Here is a 16,608-nt window from a genome sequence, read left to right as displayed (position 1 = left end):
AAAGCACTGCCCAAGTTCAAAATGGCAAATAAAATATGCCCTAACTTTATTTACTCTTCGATAGATGCTAAATAAGCCTCGGCATCTAACAGATTTGCCAGCTCGCCTTCATCAGAGGCTTTAATGCTGAACAACCAGCCATCGGTATAAGGCGCGCTGTTCACCAGCTCTGGCGAGCTTTCCAGCTCGGTATTCACTGCGATGATTTCGCCACTGATCGGGGCATAAATGTCAGAAGCCGCTTTTACTGACTCGGCAACAGCACAATCGCTACCGGCGGAAACTTCGCTCCCGACGTCGGGTAAATCGACAAACACCATATCGCCCAATAATTCTTGCGCATGTTCAGTGATCCCGACGCTATAGACGCCATTACCATCAGCACGAACCCACTCATGAGATGACGCATATTTTAATTCTGCTGGTACATTGCTCATTGCTGCTCCTTAAAAGCGTAGAGCCAAAAAGTGAGGCTCGTATAATTCGGAATAATGACAAATAAATTTACAGCGCGACCGGCTTACCCGCTCGCACAAAACCCGGTTTTGTGACCCGCACTGGCATTTCACGGTTACGGATTTGTACCACAGCACTTTCACCTATCCCCGCAGGGACACGGGCCAATGCAATACTGAAACCCAGTGTTGGTGAGAAAGAACCGCTGGTTATCACGCCCACATGTTGATTGCCCGAAGCATCAGAAAAGTGCACGGGCAACTCATTACGTAATACGCCCTTTTCCGTCATGATCAAGCCAACCAGTTGCTCTGTACCCTTGGCTCGTTGCTGTTCCAGTGCTTCACGGCCGATAAACTGCCGGTCCTCTGGCAACCAAGCCACTGTCCAGCCCATGTTGGCGGCAAGGGGAGAAATACTTTCATCCATTTCCTGGCCATAGAGGTTCATGCCGGCTTCCAGACGCAAAGTGTCACGCGCGCCAAGACCGGCTGGTTTCACACCGGCAGCCAGCAGCTGTTGCCAAAACTCAACTACGCGCTCTTTGGGTAAGGCGATTTCGTAACCGGCTTCACCGGTATAGCCGGTAGTGGCAATAAACAAATCATCAGCTTGAATACCAAAGAATGGTTTCATACCTGCTATTGCTTGTTGTTGCTCAGGAGTCAACAAGGTAGCTACTTTCTTTTGTGCTTCAGGTCCTTGCACTGCGACCAGCGCCAGATCGTCACGCACAGTAACTTCAACCTGATAAGGCGCAGCATGCTGAGTTATCCAGTCCAGGTCTTTATCGCGGGTGGCGGAGTTAACCACTAAGCGGAAATAGTCTTCGCGCAGGAAGTAAACAATCAAATCGTCGATAACACCGCCGGAGGCATTCAGCATCCCGGTGTAAAGGGCTTTGCCCGGTTGGGTCAGTTTGGCGACATCATTGGCTAGCAGATAGCGTAGGAATTCACGGGTACGGGCACCGTGTAAATCGACAATCGTCATATGTGAGACATCGAACATACCGGCATCGGTGCGTACGACATGGTGTTCGTCGATTTGGGAACCATAATGCAATGGCATCATCCAGCCATGAAAATCTACCATGCGCGCACCGCACGCCACGTGTTGCTCATACAGTGGGGTCTGCTTAGCCATTTTTTTCCCTTCACTTTGGGTATTACATGTCAATGAGTGCGTTATATCAGTGCTTTAAAAGACATAAACCCAAAATAATTCCAATTGCAGGTAGGCGGCAACTAAGGGATTCCCAGTCACTTACCTCGGTAAGTGACTGGGGTGAACAAAGGCAGCCAACACACCTGCAATTTGAAGAATGACGGGCATAAACACCGCTACGCAAACGATACCTTTCGCCCAACGTTATCACTGAATTCATCAGGTAACCATAAGCTAAAATAGGCAATAGCATGCTTTAAGACGACGAAAGGCAGGGGTATTGTGCAGAGTTTTTCACTGCAAAACTGCGCACAAAGGCACATAATTAACAATTAGACAGTAAAAACAGCGATATTATATAACTAAATAACCAAAACCCTGTCGGATTCAACTTTTCAGGCTTTGGTTATCTGTGAAAAAAACTAATGCGAAAACCGTACTGAAATTAGATTATTTCAACTGAGAAGAGATTTAGCGAGTCACAAGACTACTCAGCTAACCAATCGGGTAAATCATTTAACCCCATCGCTTGGCGCACTAACTGCGGCTTCACTCCCGGCAAGTTATCTGCCAGTGTTAACCCAATATCACGCAACAGCTTTTTAGCGGGGTTGCTGCCAGCAAACAGATCACGGAACCCCTGCATACTGGCCAGCATAACGGCGGCACTGTGCTTACGGCGGCGTTCATAACGGCGCAGATAGAGATGCTGGCCGATATCTTTCCCCTGACGCTGTAAACGTCGAAGTTCAGAAACTAATTCGGCGGCATCCATAAAACCCAGATTAACCCCTTGCCCAGCCAACGGATGGACGGTATGGGCAGCATCCCCCACCAGAGCCAACCGATGGGCTGCAAAGCTACGTGCATAGCGCCCGGTCAGCGGGAAGGTTTGTCGCTCACTTTCGAGCTGACATTGGCCCAGTCGCATATCAAAGGCCATCCCTAACTCGCGGTTAAATTGCTCTGCTGGTAGCGCAACTAATTCAGCAGCTCGCTCAGGGGAGACGGACCAAACAATCGAGCTGAGATGAGGGTCATTAAATGGCAGGAAAGCCAAAATACCGTCACCGTGAAATACTTGGCGTGCCGTGGCCTGATGGACTTCTTCGGTGCGAATCGTTGCCACCAAAGCATGATGGGCATAATCCCAAAATGTCAGCGGAATATCGGCATGTTGACGTAACCAAGAGTTAGCACCATCGGCGCCAACCACCAGCTTAGCGCTGAGCATACGATCATCGGTTAAGGTGATAAAAGCCTCACTTTCGCCCCAAGCTACTTGTTTGAGGCTAGCCGGTGCCAACAGAGTTACATCTGCCAGTTGGCTGGCTCGCTGCCACAATGCCTGCTGGATAACTTGATTTTCAATAATATGTCCGAGGTGGCTGAACCCGTATTCATCAGCATGGAATGCAATTTTGCCAAAACTGTCTTTATCCCACACGGCCATGCCACTATAGGGACTGGCGCGCAGTGCTAAGATGCTTTCCCACACGCCAATTTTTTGCAGTAAGCGCTCACTGGCTGCATTGATCGCCGAGACTCGTAGTGCCAATTCACCGGTAACTGGAGCTAACAGCGGCTCCTGAGCGGGTTGATGCTCCAGAATGGCAATACGCAGACCACTACCTTGTAAGCCGCAAGCCAGTGCGAGGCCGACCATACCGCCGCCAACTATAGCTATGTCATATGACTGCATTCAAATACATTCCCATAATAAATACTAATTTAGCGCTTAACCCAGCCCAAAGTCCGCCTTGCAAAAGCATCACGAATGGTAGGGATGCATTCCATTGACATCAGAGCAAGATTGCGCCCAACCACCAGCGGCCCATAGCGATTGGCAAACAAACGAATTAACCCATCAGTCACTCCGATAGTTGCCTGTTGATCTTGCTGACGCCGCTGTTGATATTGGCTGAGTACCTCATAGCTACCGGGATCTTTGCCAGCTTGTGCAATAGTCTCAGCCAATGACATCACATCGCGCAGGCCAAGATTAAACCCCTGACCGGCAATCGGATGCAGTGTTTGGGCCGCATTACCCACTAGTGCCAGACGGTGACTAACGTGGCGTGAGGCGGTCAGTAATTGCAGTGGATAGCTATGACGCTTACCCGCATGCAGAATTCTCCCCAAGCGCCAGCCAAAAGCTCGCTGTAGTTCTGCTATAAAACGGCCATCATCCCAACTATCAACCTGCTGTTTATCTTCTTTCGCATGGCACCAGACCAGCGAGCTGCGCCCTTGTGACATCGGCAGCAATGCCAGTGGCCCATTGCGAGTAAAACGCTCAAAGGCCCGGCCATTGGGCAGTTCAGAGGTAGTGACATTGGCAATCACAGCAATCTGTTGATAATCCTGCTGCTGCCACTGAATATTGCACGCCTGAGCTAAAGCAGAATGAGACCCATCTGCCGCCACCAACAATTTGGCGCTCAGTTGTTGGCCGTTATCCAGTGTTACACTGGCTGATTCCGCAGTACGAACCACATCAACCACTTTTGCCGGGCAATGCAGAGTTACCCCCGGTGCTTTTTGTAACAAAGCAAACAGCCGTTTTCCGGCATCAAACAACTCAATTACCTGCCCTAACGCCGGAACGCGATAATCTTGCGCCTGTAAATTCACAAAGCCGGAATGACCACTATCACTGACGTGAACATGTTTAATGGCGGTCGCGCAATCTGCCAGTGCTGACCAGACACCAATGCTATCGAGTTGCTGACATGTCCCGTGTGCCAGTGCGATGGCTCTGGCATCAAAGCCCGGATGCTGCTGGCTATCGGGTCGTTGGGCTTCAACCAGTGCCACTGGCACCGCCCCTTTCGTAAGGGATGAGATAGCCAGCGCCAGTGTCGCACCGGCCATACCGCCACCGACAATTATCACGCTCATTGGTTATCTCGCCGCTGCCATAAGTGCTTCAATAGCATCGGGATCTTTCACCACACTGGCGGTCAGATTTTCGTTACCGTCGGCAGTAATCACGATATCATCTTCAATGCGGATGCCAATGCCGCGATATTGTGGCGGAACATCGGCATCCGGCGCAATATACAGGCCAGGCTCAATGGTCAGCACCATGCCGGGTTCAAGAATACGCCCACGATCGCTATTGGTATAATCGCCGACATCATGTACATCCAACCCCAGCCAGTGACTCAAGCCATGCATAAAGAATGGCCGATGCGCCTGTTCAGTAACGAGTTGCTCAACATCACCTTTCAGGATGCCCAAATCAACCAGACCGGTAATCATAATGCGGACTACCTGTGCTGTAACTTCGCGGATGCTGGTACCCGGCCGGTACAATTCGAGTGATTTATTGATGGATGCCAGCACAATGTCGTAAATCTCCCGCTGTGCCGGGGTGAACTTGCCGTTAACCGGGAAAGTGCGTGTGATATCACCGGCATAACCTTGATATTCACAACCCGCATCAATCAGTACCAGATCGCCATCACGCAGTTCACACTCATTTTCGGTGTAATGCAAAATGCAGCCGTTTTCGCCGCCTCCAACGATGGTGTTATACGCCGGATAGCGCGCACCATGGCGAGTAAATTCATGCAGAATTTCCCCTTCCAGTTGGTACTCAAACATACCCGGGCGGCATCTTTCCATCGCACGGGTATGAGCCATCGCGCTGATTTCACCGGCGCGGCGCAGCACCGCGATTTCTTCTTCTGACTTAAACAGACGCATGTCATGCAACCATGGACGCCAGTCAGTTAGCGTTGCTGGTGCACGTAGATTTTTACGAAAACCGTTACGCAATCTTTCCAGTGCGGCGAACACAATTTTATCAGCATAATCATACTGGCCCTGCGCGTGATAAATCACATCAAGCCGATTAAGCAGCAAATAGAGTTGTTCGTCGATTTCGTCAAAAGGTAAGGCACGATCGACCCCCAACTTAGCGGGAGCGGCCTCTTGTCCTAAGCGGCGACCAAACCAGATTTCTGCGGTTAAATCCCGCACCCGGTTAAACAGCACACTGTGGTTGTGGGTCTCATCACTTTTCACCAGAATCAGCACGGCTTGCGGTTCATTGAAGCCGGTCAGATAACTAAAATCGCTATTTTGACGATAAGGATATTCAGAATCCGCGCTGCGTGTGGCCTCTGGTGCGGCAAAAATAATGGCAGCACTGCCTGGGGCCATCTTCGCCAACAGCGCCTGACGACGATTCTGGTATTCTTGCTGAGTCATTACACCCTCCTGAAATATCCGGTTTTCATCATTCAAAACATAACATTGGTTCGTTTAGTGTAATGTCGGCTTACGAATTTCTGGGGCTGTCGGTTTCTCTTGAGTAAATTCGATATGGCATAAGATAGCCGCGACACGCACATATTCGATAACTTCTTCCAACGATTGGGCTAGCTCTTCCTGATCTTCATCTTCGTCATATCCTAGCTGAGCGATATTACGCAAATCATCAATGGCCTCACCCACTTCATCTTTCACTTGTGCCAGTTTAGGCTGTAACATCCCAAGTCCTAGCAGGAAATGGTTTACCCAACCCGATAATGCATCAGCACGGTCAAAAACCGTAATTTCTTCCCCTTCAGGGATCAGCAACTGGAACATAAAACCTTCGTTTTCCAGTGCTTCTTGTGTTGCTTCATGTAACTGTTGTAACGGCAAATCCAATGATTGTGAGAAAGCCACACCCTCGTTGGTCAAGTCATGCACCAATGTGCGCCAGCCATTGTCTTTACTGCCACCGCAGAGCATGCCACTGATTAGGCCGTGCATTTCGGCAGGGGTTAATGCCACTGCTTGCTGGTTTAATGCCAGGGCAAGTGATTGGTAAGTTGGTAATGTATTCTCTATAGACATGCGTATTGGTCATCGTTGGCAGGATAAGTTCGTGTTATGCTACCACCAAGAAAGGTCGCTATACCAGAAAACGCAACGCTATATAGCCTATAGATCTCAAGATGCAGGAAGGCGGCAAACGCGAGAATCTGCATAAACTTACATCGGTAAGTGATTCGGGTGATTGAGAATAGCCAGTACAACTGCAATTTGAAGGATGATGGGGATAAAGGGTTGTATCTTGGTATCGAGGTATATATAGTGACGCCCGCTTTGCAGCTACAAGCAATTTGCCTCTGTTTTTCAGGGCTGGCGCGAAATTAGTCAGGAAGGTCGCATGTCTGCACAACCGGTAGATATTCAAATTTTTGGTCGCTCGTTAAGAGTTAATTGTCCGCCAGAACAACAAGATGCGTTGAACATGGCAGCAGAAGATCTTAACCAACGGTTGCAAGATCTGAAAGTTCGCACTAGAGTCACCAATACTGAGCAGTTAGTTTTCATCGCGGCATTGAACGTATGTCACGAATTGGCTCAGGAAAGATTGAAAACCCGTGACTATGCCTCCAATATGGAGCAACGTATACGGATGCTACAACAGACCATTGAACAGGCATTGCTTGAACAAGGTCGCATCTCTGAACGTCAGGATGCACAGTTTGAATAAATCGCTGTTGAATGATAGATTCAGTAGTGAGTAAAGAATTTCTCTGAGGTGTTTGTCAGCGGGTCAGTCCCCTGAGCCGATAATTAATACCAACAGAATGTAGTGCCTCCGTAACTGGTGCGCATGCTCGGTCCGCCGAGAAGCCTTAAGGTTGCGACGCTGCGTTCACCTTGAACCATGGGTTCAAGGGTTACAGCCTGCGGCGGCATCTCGGAGATCCCTTTCTTATCGTACAACCGGTACTTTTGGTTATTACGTTCGTTTTGATATAGGCCGTTTTCTACTCACTTGTCTCAACCTGCATGTTTTCACACCCTAAATAATTCGAGTTTCAGGAAGGCAGCACGTAAGTGAGTCCCGGTGAGCCTACATGAGTAAGTGATTTGGGTGACTGAACGTAGCCAACGCACATGCAACTTGAAGTATAACGGGTATAAGTCAATGATATGCCTTTGAATCCGCAACACGCCCTTGAGCGGCAAAAAATTCGCAGTGAAATTCGTGAGCGTCGGCGTCTGTTGACTCCTGAACAACAACAACATTCTGCACATCTCGCCGCCAAACACATCGCTTCCCATAATAAAATTCAGCAAGCCAATACTGTTGCGGTATTCCTCTCTTTTGATGGAGAACTGGATACCGGCCCACTTATCGAGTTATTGTGGCAGCAGAAAAAACGGGTTTACCTCCCTGTTCTTCATCCTTTTAGCTTCGGTAATCTGTTATTTCTCAACTATCGCCCCGATAGTCACCTGATTCGTAATCGCCTGAAAATCCTTCAACCTCAATTAGATGTGCGCGACGTTTTGCCCTTAAACCAGCTAGATGTGGTGATAACCCCGCTAGTCGCGTTTGACCACCATGGGCAACGTTTGGGAATGGGTGGAGGGTTCTATGACCGTACGCTACAGCACTGGCAGCATGGCGGTCCCTATCCTATTGGTCTGGCCCATGATTGCCAACGCATAGAGTATCTACCGAGTGAACATTGGGACGTGCCGCTGCCGGAGATAGTGACGCCGGAAAAAGTGTGGCGCTGGTGAGTAAAAGTTTTTGATATAAAAAAACACCCGAAATCTCGCGATAGCGGGTGCTTAGCCATTTCTTAAGAACTTATACACCACATGACATTGACGTTGCAGCCAAGCCGCAAACGCCAAAATCAAAGAGTAGATTAGTAAAGCAAACGTGCGCGAATCGTTCCTGGAATAGCCTTCATTGCCTGCAATGCTTTTTCTGCATTTTCCGCATCATCAGTTTCAACATCGATAACGACATAACCGATTTCAGCGCTGGTTTGCAGATACTGCGCGGCGATGTTGACGTTCTGCTCAGCAAAAATCTTGTTGATGCTGGTCAGAATGCCTGGGCGGTTCTCATGGATATGCAGCAAGCGGCGGGTATTATCGCCATGAGCTGGCAGTGAAACTTCCGGGAAGTTAACCGCCGACAGCGTTGAACCGTTGTCAGAATATTTCGCCAGTTTACCGGCGACTTCATCACCGATATTTTCCTGTGCTTCCTGAGTGGAACCACCAATATGCGGAGTCAATAACACATTATCAAACTCGCACAAAGGTGAATTGAACGGGTCTTTATTGGTTGCTGGCTCTTCAGGGAAAACGTCAATGGCCGCACCAGCCAAATGATTACTGGCCAATGCATCACACAGCGCAGGGATATCAACTACGGTACCACGCGAGGCGTTAATCAGCATCGCGCCCGGCTTCATCAGTGCCAACTGCTCAGGGCCAATCATATTTTTAGTGGAGTGATTTTCCGGCACATGCAGGCTAATCACATCACTCATATTCAGTAAATCGGACAGATGGCGAACCTGCTGTGCATTCCCTAACGACAACTTATTTTCGATGTCGTAGAAGAATACTTTCATACCGACACTTTCAGCCAGAATACCCAACTGAGTACCGATATGACCATAGCCAATGATACCCAGTTTCTTGCCACGGGCTTCATAGGAGCCTACCGCCAGCTTATTCCACTCACCACGATGTGCTTTGGCGTTAGCGGAGGGAATGCCACGGAACATCAGCAGTAACTCACCCAGTACCATTTCGGCTACCGAACGGGTATTGGAGAAAGGTGCATTGAATACCGGCACACCACGTTTGGTGGCCGCAGCTAAATCAACCTGATTGGTACCGATACAGAAACAACCTACTGCAACCAATTTTTCTGCTGCAGCAAAAACTTCTTCGGACAGATGCGTGCGCGATCGAATCCCGACGAAGTGAGCATCACGAATAGACTCTTTCAGTGACTCGGTGTCTAAGGCACCTTTATGATATTCAATATTGCTATAACCGGCTGCACGCAGATTATCAACCGTGCTCTGGTGCACCCCTTCCACTAACAGAAACTTAATTCTGTCTTTCTCCAGTGATACTTTTGCCATGTCCCCGACCCTATTTTCAGACTTCAGATGTGGCTGCCGATATCGAATGAATCCGGTCAGCACCCAGCCAACATAACAAATATTACGCGAGCAGCAATACAAACGATTGCTTACCTATCAGCATAACAAACAGTGCAAATGTTAATTTCTGGAATAAAAAACTGGTGAGGAGAGAGTTAGTGGCAGGTTAAGAAAACGAAATGAGTAAATGTGATATATATCACCAAATTTGACCATTTTAAGAAAAGATATTTAAAGGCAAAAATTATCAGGGTGAGTCAATCAACCACACCCTGAACAAGGTTTATCCGTTCACTTAAGAACGACGGTCTTAACGCCGTCGGCGGTACCAATCAGTGCCACATCAGCACCGCGGTTGGCAAAAAGCCCTACCGTAACAACACCGGCGATACCATTAATTTTGTTTTCTAGTGCAATGGCATCCAAAATCGTCAGATTATGGACATCCAAAATAACATTGCCGTTATCCGTCAGAACATTTTGGCGATATTCTGGTAGGCCACCCAACTTAACCAACTCGCGGGCAACATAAGAACGGGCCATAGGGATAACTTCTACCGGCAGCGGAAATCTCCCCAATACATCAACTTGCTTGGATGCATCAGCGATACAAATAAACTTACGGGCAATGGCCGCAATAATTTTTTCGCGGGTCAATGCTGCACCACCGCCTTTAATCATCTGCATCTGACCGTTAATTTCATCAGCACCATCAACATAGATATCCAGCACATCGACTTCATTGCAATCAAAGACCTGAATACCGTAACTTTTCAGCTTGGCGGTTGAGGCGTCAGAGCTAGAAACTGCCCCTTCAATTTGACCTTTGATAGAGCCAAGCGCATCAATAAAATGCGCTGCGGTTGAGCCGGTGCCAACCCCAACAATAGTGCCGGGTTTAACATAATCTAATGCTGCCCAGCCCACTGCTTTTTTAAGTTCATCCTGAGTCATGGTATGTTCGCGCCTTGATATGAAAGAAAACCTGAGGTCATTATAGAGCATATACGCCAAAAATCGTCGCAATAAAGCCCATTTGGAGCACGGTTAATTCTAGCAAGATCACAGTTATGCCGGTTTATTTATGATGGGTACCGAGGTATTCAAACATAGAAAAATGATCAAAATGTGGCATAGTGCCTTATTAACTTAATATTTGGAGAGATGACTCCGATGAAACGCCCAGACTACCGTACGCTACAAGCGCTGGACGCGGTGATCCGTGAACGCGGCTTTGAACGCGCGGCACAAAAACTCTGTATCACCCAATCGGCGGTATCTCAACGCATTAAGCAGTTAGAGAACCTGTTCGGTCAGCCACTGCTGGTGCGCACTGTGCCACCTCGCCCGACCGAACAAGGGCAGAAACTGCTCGCACTACTGCATCAGGTTGAACTGCTGGAGGAAGAGTGGCTCGGTAATGATAGTGGCGGCGATACTCCGCTATTGCTGTCATTGGCGGTCAATGCCGACAGTTTGGCGACCTGGCTGCTGCCAGCATTGAAACCGGTACTGGCAGACTCACCGATTCGGCTCAACCTGCAAGTTGAAGATGAAACCCGAACACAAGAGCGGCTACGTCGCGGCGAAGTCGTGGGCGCAGTCAGTATCCAACCTCAACCCCTGCCGAGCTGTTTGGTCGACCAATTGGGGGCGCTGGATTATCTGTTTGTGGCATCTAAGCCCTTCGCTGAACGGTATTTTCCCAATGGCGTCACGCGCTCGGCATTGTTGAAAGCACCGGCAGTTGCTTTTGACCATTTGGATGATATGCATCAGGCGTTTTTGCAGCAGAATTTTGATTTATCGCCGGGCAGTGTGCCCTGCCATATCGTTAACTCGTCGGAAGCCTTTGTGCAGTTGGCAAGACAAGGCACCACTTGCTGTATGATCCCGCATCTGCAAATCGAAAAAGAGTTGGCATCCGGTGAGCTGATTAATTTGACGCCAGGGCTATTGCAACGGCGGATGCTGTTCTGGCACCGATTTGCGCCAGAAAGCCGAACAATGAGAAAGGTCACTGACGCCCTGTTATCTTACGGGCGTCAGGTTTTACGGCAAGACTAGCTTATTTAGCAGCGGCTGGAGTGCTGGTGCTGGTTTGTAGCTCAAACACCACATCAACCTGATCATCAAAATGGATGGTTTGCTGTTCGTAAGTTTGAGCAGCATCCATTGCCGGTGCAGCTTCGGCACTCTTAAACATACGCGCTACCGGCATTGGCTGGTAGTTAGCCACATGATAGCGAATGCTGTACACCGGCCCCAGTTTGACCTTAAATCCTTCGGCCAGAGAACCTGCCTGGCTAATCGCGTTATCGATGGCCTTTTTACGTGCTTGTTCACGGTAAGTCTCTGGATTAGCCACACCAAGCTCTACGGCACGAATCTCATTAAGACCCGATTTTAGCGCCCCATCCAGTAATTCATTCAATTTATCGAGCTGGCGCAGTGTGACCTGAACCTGACGCACCGCACGGTAGCCTTTCAATACTGCTTCACCGGTTTTCTGGTAATCGTATTCAGGTTGAGTACGGATATTAGCCGCATTGATGTCTTTCTTATCAATGCCACTTTTACGCAGGAAATCAAAATATTGCGCCACGCGGGTATCTGCCTGTTTTTTGGCATCTGCGGCATCTTTGGCAGATACGCTGACTTCAATTGCGATAGTAGCAATATCCGGGGTCGCATCCACACTGGCAGTACCGGAGGTGACAACATGCGGCCCTTCTGGCACTTCGGCAGCTTGAACTTGTAGCGCCAAAGGTAACGTCCCTAATCCCATCATTGCGGCCAAAGCCAATGTCTTCAACTTCACGGAGCCTCCTAAAATATGCATGACAAATAAGTCTGCTGCGGTTAGATAACCAGTGAATTAAATTAGTCACAAATATATTTGCAGTTAATTACACTCACTTGACTCTCATTGGCAACATGATTAATTTGCCGTCAATAACCCAAATTAACATATCAACCGTAGCATATCTTAGGAGCCATGGGATTCAGATTAATGATAAAAACTCACAGATTTAATCCCTGACTCGCTAACTGGAAAGCAATAAACCACATCACGCCACCTACCAGCAGATTAATCACTCGCTGCGAAGTTGGGCGGTTTAACCACGGTGATAACCATGCAGCCAGTAGCGCCAATGCAAAAAACCATGTAACAGAGGCGCTTACAGCACCGAACGCAAACCAGGGTCGCACATCAGGCAATAGCTGACCGCCGAGACTCCCCAGCACCACAAAAGTATCGAGATAAACATGTGGATTAAGCCAGGTGACTGCCAATAGTGTCACGATGATACGCCAGCGCCCTTGAGCACCTGCGACAGCAGAGGCGGAGATATTATCCCCACGCCAGGCAGCCACGACGGCTCCCCAGCCATACCACAATAGGAATGCCACCCCGCCCCAAGTTACCAGTGCTAGCAGTAATGGCGAGCGGCTCAATAAAGCGCTGCCACCAAAAATACCAGCGCAAATCAAGATGATGTCACTGAGAGCACAAAGCCCGGCGCTCATTAAATGGTGCTGCCGCTTAATTCCCTGATTCATCACAAAGGCATTTTGCGGTCCTAGGGGCAAAATCATCGCAGCACTGAGAGCAAAACCTTGCAAATAAATAGCTAACATACTGTTACCTTTAAATAATCCTCAGTATTGACCGAGGGAATAGGAAAGCAATGAGCAGCATATTACGGGGAGATTACCATCAGAGGAAATTGATATTTCTTATCAACTATAAGTAAAACTTATAATTAGAAAATAGAGCCAGATGGATGAGAAGAAAAGGAGAGAAACGGGCCCAATAGCAGCCCGTATCGCTATTATTTATTTCATGCTGCTGTATTAGATTCTGCGGGGGTTACCTGATGCAAATGCACATCCATCTGCGGGTAAGGAATACCAATTTTATTAGCATCCAGCGCGCGTTTGAAATTCTCCATCAGATCCCAATACACGTCCATTGCGTCACCGTTGGTGGTCCAGACACGCACGGTGAAATTCAATGATGAAGGTGCCATCTCATTCAGACGTATCGTCACCCCTTTGTCGTGCATGATGCGTGAATCAGCGGCAATGATGTCACCCAATACTTTTTTTACCACATCAATATCAGCATCATAAGCCACACCAACAACCATATCTGTACGGCGATTCGGTTCGCGGCTGGTATTGATGATGTTGTTGGCAATAATTTTACCATTTGGCACCACGATGATTTTATCATCTACGGTGCGCAGAGTGGTTGAGAAAATCTGCACCTGCACCACAGTACCGGCGACACCGCCCAGATCGACATACTCACCCGCTTTAAACGGACGGAAGGCCACCAGCAATACGCCTGCAGCAAAGTTGGACAGAGAACCTTGCAGCGCCAAACCGACGGCCAAGCCAGCGGCACCGATAACTGCAATCACCGAGGCGGTTTGCACACCAAGACGGCCAAGCACCGCCACAATGGTAAAGGCCAGAATACTGTAGCGCACCATCGCTGCCAGAAAATCTGCAACCGTGATATCAATACCACGTAATTTCATGACCCGGCCAAGCATGCGAGATACAACCTTGGCAATGATCGAACCGACAATCAGGATCAACAGCGCCGCAACAAGATTAACGGCATATTGAATCAGTAAATCCTGATTATCAATAAACCAAGTACTGGCGTCATTGATACTATCAACTACGTTTAGTTCTTCCATTTTAACCATCCACAAAAAAGTTCCCACAGGGGAGATTACGCAAAATTTACCACCAATTGATGACTAATAGGGTAGTCATGCCTGTTTAGGGTAACGAACAATAGGATGTGTTGCCAATTTTGATAGTAATAAATAAATATCACTACTCTTGCTTGAAGCAATATTAGCTAGTTTCAGCTCATAGAAAAAATAGAGTATTTATAGAATAAACATTAGCTGGAGAGATTTAGCATGAGGGAGTTAGGCCATCCTGTTCACTCATTGAGAAAAAATCCATGCCTAAAATTAAACCATTCCACCTTCCCCTCAACCTGAATCCTATTAAAGATAACCAGCCCAAAACAGACGCCCAAAATCTACTAGATTCGCTTAACTCCCATCAGCAGAGCTTAATATGGAATGACAGAAACCAAATAATAAACAAGGAGAATCAAAGATATTCCGACATAACCACACCGATAGAAACCGCTATCATGGCACCCAACAATATTGCTCTACCCGCTAACCATATACAGCTAGGAACAGATAAGGGAGTGATACGTAGCCAATATCCTACGGCTTCTGGCGTCAGCGATTTTAAAGCAATGCTGGCAGAAAAACGCGTAACTTTAGTCGTCATTATTGCTGATAACAATATGCTGGATAATTCATTTCACAAATATCCATTACCGCATCCAGATTATTTCAGTCAGGAAGGAACTAAGAAAAACTGGATATCAAAGCTGGTAGATAAGATTGATATTGATTGCTATGAAATGAAATTGAAAGATGCCAAAAATAAAACAATACCAATAAATATCGCTCATGTTAAAAACTGGCAAGACCATACCGCTTTCGACAAAAACACCATACAAACATTGGCCCAAGAGGTTACACAGCTACACCTGCGGGCACTTGATAGTTTCAAAAAACAGGGGAGTCAAGCCGTTGAAGCTGAATGTAAAACTTTACCAGTAATTCATTGTAGCGCCGGTGTTGGCCGTACCGGGCAACTTATTGCCGCAATGGAATTGATCAACCCAAAATCATCACTGAGCCTGGAGTCAATAATTAAAGCCCTGCGTGAACAAGGTGGGCCGCGGATGGTGCAGACAGACGAGCAGATGGATGTATTAATTGATTTGGCGACGCAGCTTAACAAGCCGATCTGGCGTAAAGACGAGCCAACATAAACCGTTTTCAATCACTCACAAAGCGAAAAAAGGCCCCGTAGGGCCTTTTAGGTCTTCAAAGCTAAGCTGAATTACAGTACGTCGACTGCGTTCAGTTCTTTGAATGCCAATTCCAGACGGGTGATCATGCTGGTCTGGGCAGAACGCAGCCACACACGTGGGTCGTAGTATTTCTTGTTCGGCTTGTCAGCACCTTCTGGGTTACCCAGTTGGCCTTGCAGATAGCCTTCGTTCTTCTTGTAGTAGCTCAGAATACCTTCCCATGTTGCCCATTGGGTATCGGTGTCGATATTCATTTTAACTACGCCGTAGCTTACGGCTTCTTTGATTTCAGCAGCAGTAGAACCTGAACCGCCATGGAACACAAAGTTCAGGCTGTTGTGCGGCAGATTGTGTTTCTTAGAAACATAATCCTGAGAATCACGCAGAATAGTTGGGGTCAGTTTCACGTTACCTGGTTTGTAAACACCATGTACGTTACCGAAAGAAGCAGCGATAGTGAAACGTGGGCTGATTGCGTTCAGTTTTTCGTAAGCATAATCAACGTCTTGCGGCTGAGTATACAGAGAAGATGCGTCCATATGGCTGTTGTCTACGCCATCTTCTTCACCACCAGTACAACCCAGTTCGATTTCCAGCGTCATACCGATTTTTGACATACGAGTCAGGTATTTGCTACAGATTTCGATGTTTTCTTCCAGGGACTCTTCAGACAGGTCGATCATGTGAGAAGAGAACAGTGGTTTGCCGGTTGCAGCAAAGTGTTTCTCGCCAGCATCCAACAAGCCGTCTAACCATGGCAGCAATTTCTTAGCGCAATGGTCGGTATGCAGAATGACTGGAACACCATAGTGCTCAGCCATCTGGTGTACATGGTGTGCACCAGAGATAGCGCCCAGAATTGCCGCGCCTTGTGGCACGTCAGTTTTCACGCCTTTACCTGCGATGAATGCTGCACCACCGTTAGAGAACTGAACGATAACTGGCGCACGCACTTTGGCTGCTGTTTCCAGCACTGCGTTGATAGAGTCGGTGCCGACACAGTTAACTGCTGGCAGAGCAAAGTTGTTTTCTTTGGCTACTGCGAACACTTTCTGCACGTCATCACCTGTGATGACACCTGGTTTTACGAAATCAAAAATTTTAGACATGTACGTTGTCCTG

Annotated in this window: 16 protein-coding genes and 1 other RNA gene; 5 read left to right on the top strand and 12 right to left on the bottom strand. The window is 47.9% G+C overall.

The window, feature by feature from the left end; translation table 11 throughout:
- Positions 1-50: 50 nt before the first annotated feature.
- The 6 genes from gcvH to DJ58_RS12955 all read right to left on the bottom strand — a co-directional run bounded on the left by gcvH (position 51) and on the right by DJ58_RS12955 (position 6,474).
- Positions 51-437 (bottom strand): glycine cleavage system protein GcvH, encoded by a 387-nt coding sequence (gene gcvH / locus DJ58_RS12930; RefSeq protein ID WP_004706804.1) that lies wholly within the window; start codon positions 435-437, stop codon positions 51-53.
- A gap of 67 nt (positions 438-504) precedes the next feature.
- Positions 505-1,602, bottom strand: a complete 1,098-nt coding sequence (gene gcvT, locus DJ58_RS12935) for a glycine cleavage system aminomethyltransferase GcvT (RefSeq protein ID WP_004706805.1) — start codon at positions 1,600-1,602, stop codon at positions 505-507.
- A 508-nt stretch (positions 1,603-2,110) separates the two neighbouring features.
- Positions 2,111-3,325, bottom strand: coding sequence for an FAD-dependent 2-octaprenylphenol hydroxylase (gene ubiI / locus DJ58_RS12940; protein ID WP_004706807.1), 1,215 nt, complete (start codon positions 3,323-3,325; stop codon positions 2,111-2,113).
- A 29-nt stretch (positions 3,326-3,354) separates the two neighbouring features.
- Positions 3,355-4,524: a 2-octaprenyl-6-methoxyphenyl hydroxylase gene (ubiH, locus tag DJ58_RS12945; protein WP_004706808.1), complete on the bottom strand. Its 1,170-nt coding sequence runs from the start codon at positions 4,522-4,524 to the stop codon at positions 3,355-3,357.
- Positions 4,525-4,527: 3 nt separating this feature from the next.
- Entirely contained in the window at positions 4,528-5,841 is a 1,314-nt protein-coding gene (gene pepP, locus DJ58_RS12950) for a Xaa-Pro aminopeptidase (protein ID WP_032910285.1), read from the bottom strand.
- A gap of 54 nt (positions 5,842-5,895) precedes the next feature.
- Positions 5,896-6,474: a YecA/YgfB family protein gene (locus DJ58_RS12955; protein WP_004706810.1), complete on the bottom strand. Its 579-nt coding sequence runs from the start codon at positions 6,472-6,474 to the stop codon at positions 5,896-5,898.
- Positions 6,475-6,790: 316 nt separating this feature from the next.
- Here DJ58_RS12955 and zapA point away from each other — a divergent pair, with 316 nt between their 5' ends.
- From zapA to DJ58_RS12965, 3 genes are all read left to right on the top strand, one after another.
- Entirely contained in the window at positions 6,791-7,120 is a 330-nt protein-coding gene (zapA, locus tag DJ58_RS12960; RefSeq protein ID WP_004706812.1) for a cell division protein ZapA, read from the top strand.
- 37 nt (positions 7,121-7,157) lie between these two features.
- Positions 7,158-7,341: non-coding RNA, 6S RNA (gene ssrS, locus DJ58_RS22645), on the top strand.
- Between the two features lie 225 nt (positions 7,342-7,566).
- Positions 7,567-8,163 carry a 5-formyltetrahydrofolate cyclo-ligase gene (locus tag DJ58_RS12965; protein ID WP_004706813.1) on the top strand — a complete coding sequence of 199 codons (597 nt, stop codon included), beginning with the start codon at positions 7,567-7,569 and terminating at the stop codon, positions 8,161-8,163.
- A gap of 131 nt (positions 8,164-8,294) precedes the next feature.
- Here DJ58_RS12965 and serA read toward each other — a convergent pair whose 3' ends face one another.
- Positions 8,295-9,536 (bottom strand): phosphoglycerate dehydrogenase, encoded by a 1,242-nt coding sequence (gene serA / locus DJ58_RS12970; RefSeq protein WP_004706814.1) that lies wholly within the window; start codon positions 9,534-9,536, stop codon positions 8,295-8,297.
- 312 nt (positions 9,537-9,848) lie between these two features.
- Positions 9,849-10,511: a ribose-5-phosphate isomerase RpiA gene (gene rpiA, locus DJ58_RS12975; RefSeq protein WP_004706815.1), complete on the bottom strand. Its 663-nt coding sequence runs from the start codon at positions 10,509-10,511 to the stop codon at positions 9,849-9,851.
- A 219-nt stretch (positions 10,512-10,730) separates the two neighbouring features.
- Between rpiA and DJ58_RS12980 the strand changes: the two genes are divergently transcribed.
- On the top strand, positions 10,731-11,624 hold the full coding sequence (locus DJ58_RS12980; RefSeq protein WP_004706816.1) for a LysR family transcriptional regulator ArgP: 894 nt from the start codon (positions 10,731-10,733) through the stop codon (positions 11,622-11,624).
- A 1-nt stretch (position 11,625) separates the two neighbouring features.
- On the opposite strand, the gene DJ58_RS12985 is transcribed toward DJ58_RS12980, so the two are convergent.
- The 3 genes from DJ58_RS12985 to mscS form a co-directional block, all read right to left on the bottom strand.
- Positions 11,626-12,378 carry an oxidative stress defense protein gene (locus DJ58_RS12985; protein WP_004706817.1) on the bottom strand — a complete coding sequence of 251 codons (753 nt, stop codon included), beginning with the start codon at positions 12,376-12,378 and terminating at the stop codon, positions 11,626-11,628.
- 203 nt (positions 12,379-12,581) lie between these two features.
- Complete coding sequence (argO, locus tag DJ58_RS12990) at positions 12,582-13,199, bottom strand: arginine exporter ArgO (protein WP_004706818.1); 618 nt, start codon at positions 13,197-13,199, stop codon at positions 12,582-12,584.
- 203 nt (positions 13,200-13,402) lie between these two features.
- The gene (gene mscS, locus DJ58_RS12995) at positions 13,403-14,272 is read right to left on the bottom strand and encodes a small-conductance mechanosensitive channel MscS (RefSeq protein WP_032910287.1); all 870 of its coding nucleotides are present in this window, start codon (positions 14,270-14,272) and stop codon (positions 13,403-13,405) included.
- Positions 14,273-14,547: 275 nt separating this feature from the next.
- Here mscS and DJ58_RS13000 point away from each other — a divergent pair, with 275 nt between their 5' ends.
- Positions 14,548-15,444 (top strand): protein-tyrosine phosphatase family protein, encoded by an 897-nt coding sequence (locus tag DJ58_RS13000; RefSeq protein ID WP_032910288.1) that lies wholly within the window; start codon positions 14,548-14,550, stop codon positions 15,442-15,444.
- A 71-nt stretch (positions 15,445-15,515) separates the two neighbouring features.
- On the opposite strand, the gene fbaA is transcribed toward DJ58_RS13000, so the two are convergent.
- Positions 15,516-16,595 carry a class II fructose-bisphosphate aldolase gene (fbaA, locus tag DJ58_RS13005; RefSeq protein WP_004706821.1) on the bottom strand — a complete coding sequence of 360 codons (1,080 nt, stop codon included), beginning with the start codon at positions 16,593-16,595 and terminating at the stop codon, positions 15,516-15,518.
- Between the last annotated feature and the right edge of the window lie 13 nt (positions 16,596-16,608).

The sequence above is a fragment of the Yersinia frederiksenii ATCC 33641 genome (assembly GCF_000754805.1).
Taxonomy (GTDB): domain Bacteria; phylum Pseudomonadota; class Gammaproteobacteria; order Enterobacterales; family Enterobacteriaceae; genus Yersinia; species Yersinia frederiksenii.
This window is presented reverse-complemented; position numbering and strand designations above follow the sequence as displayed.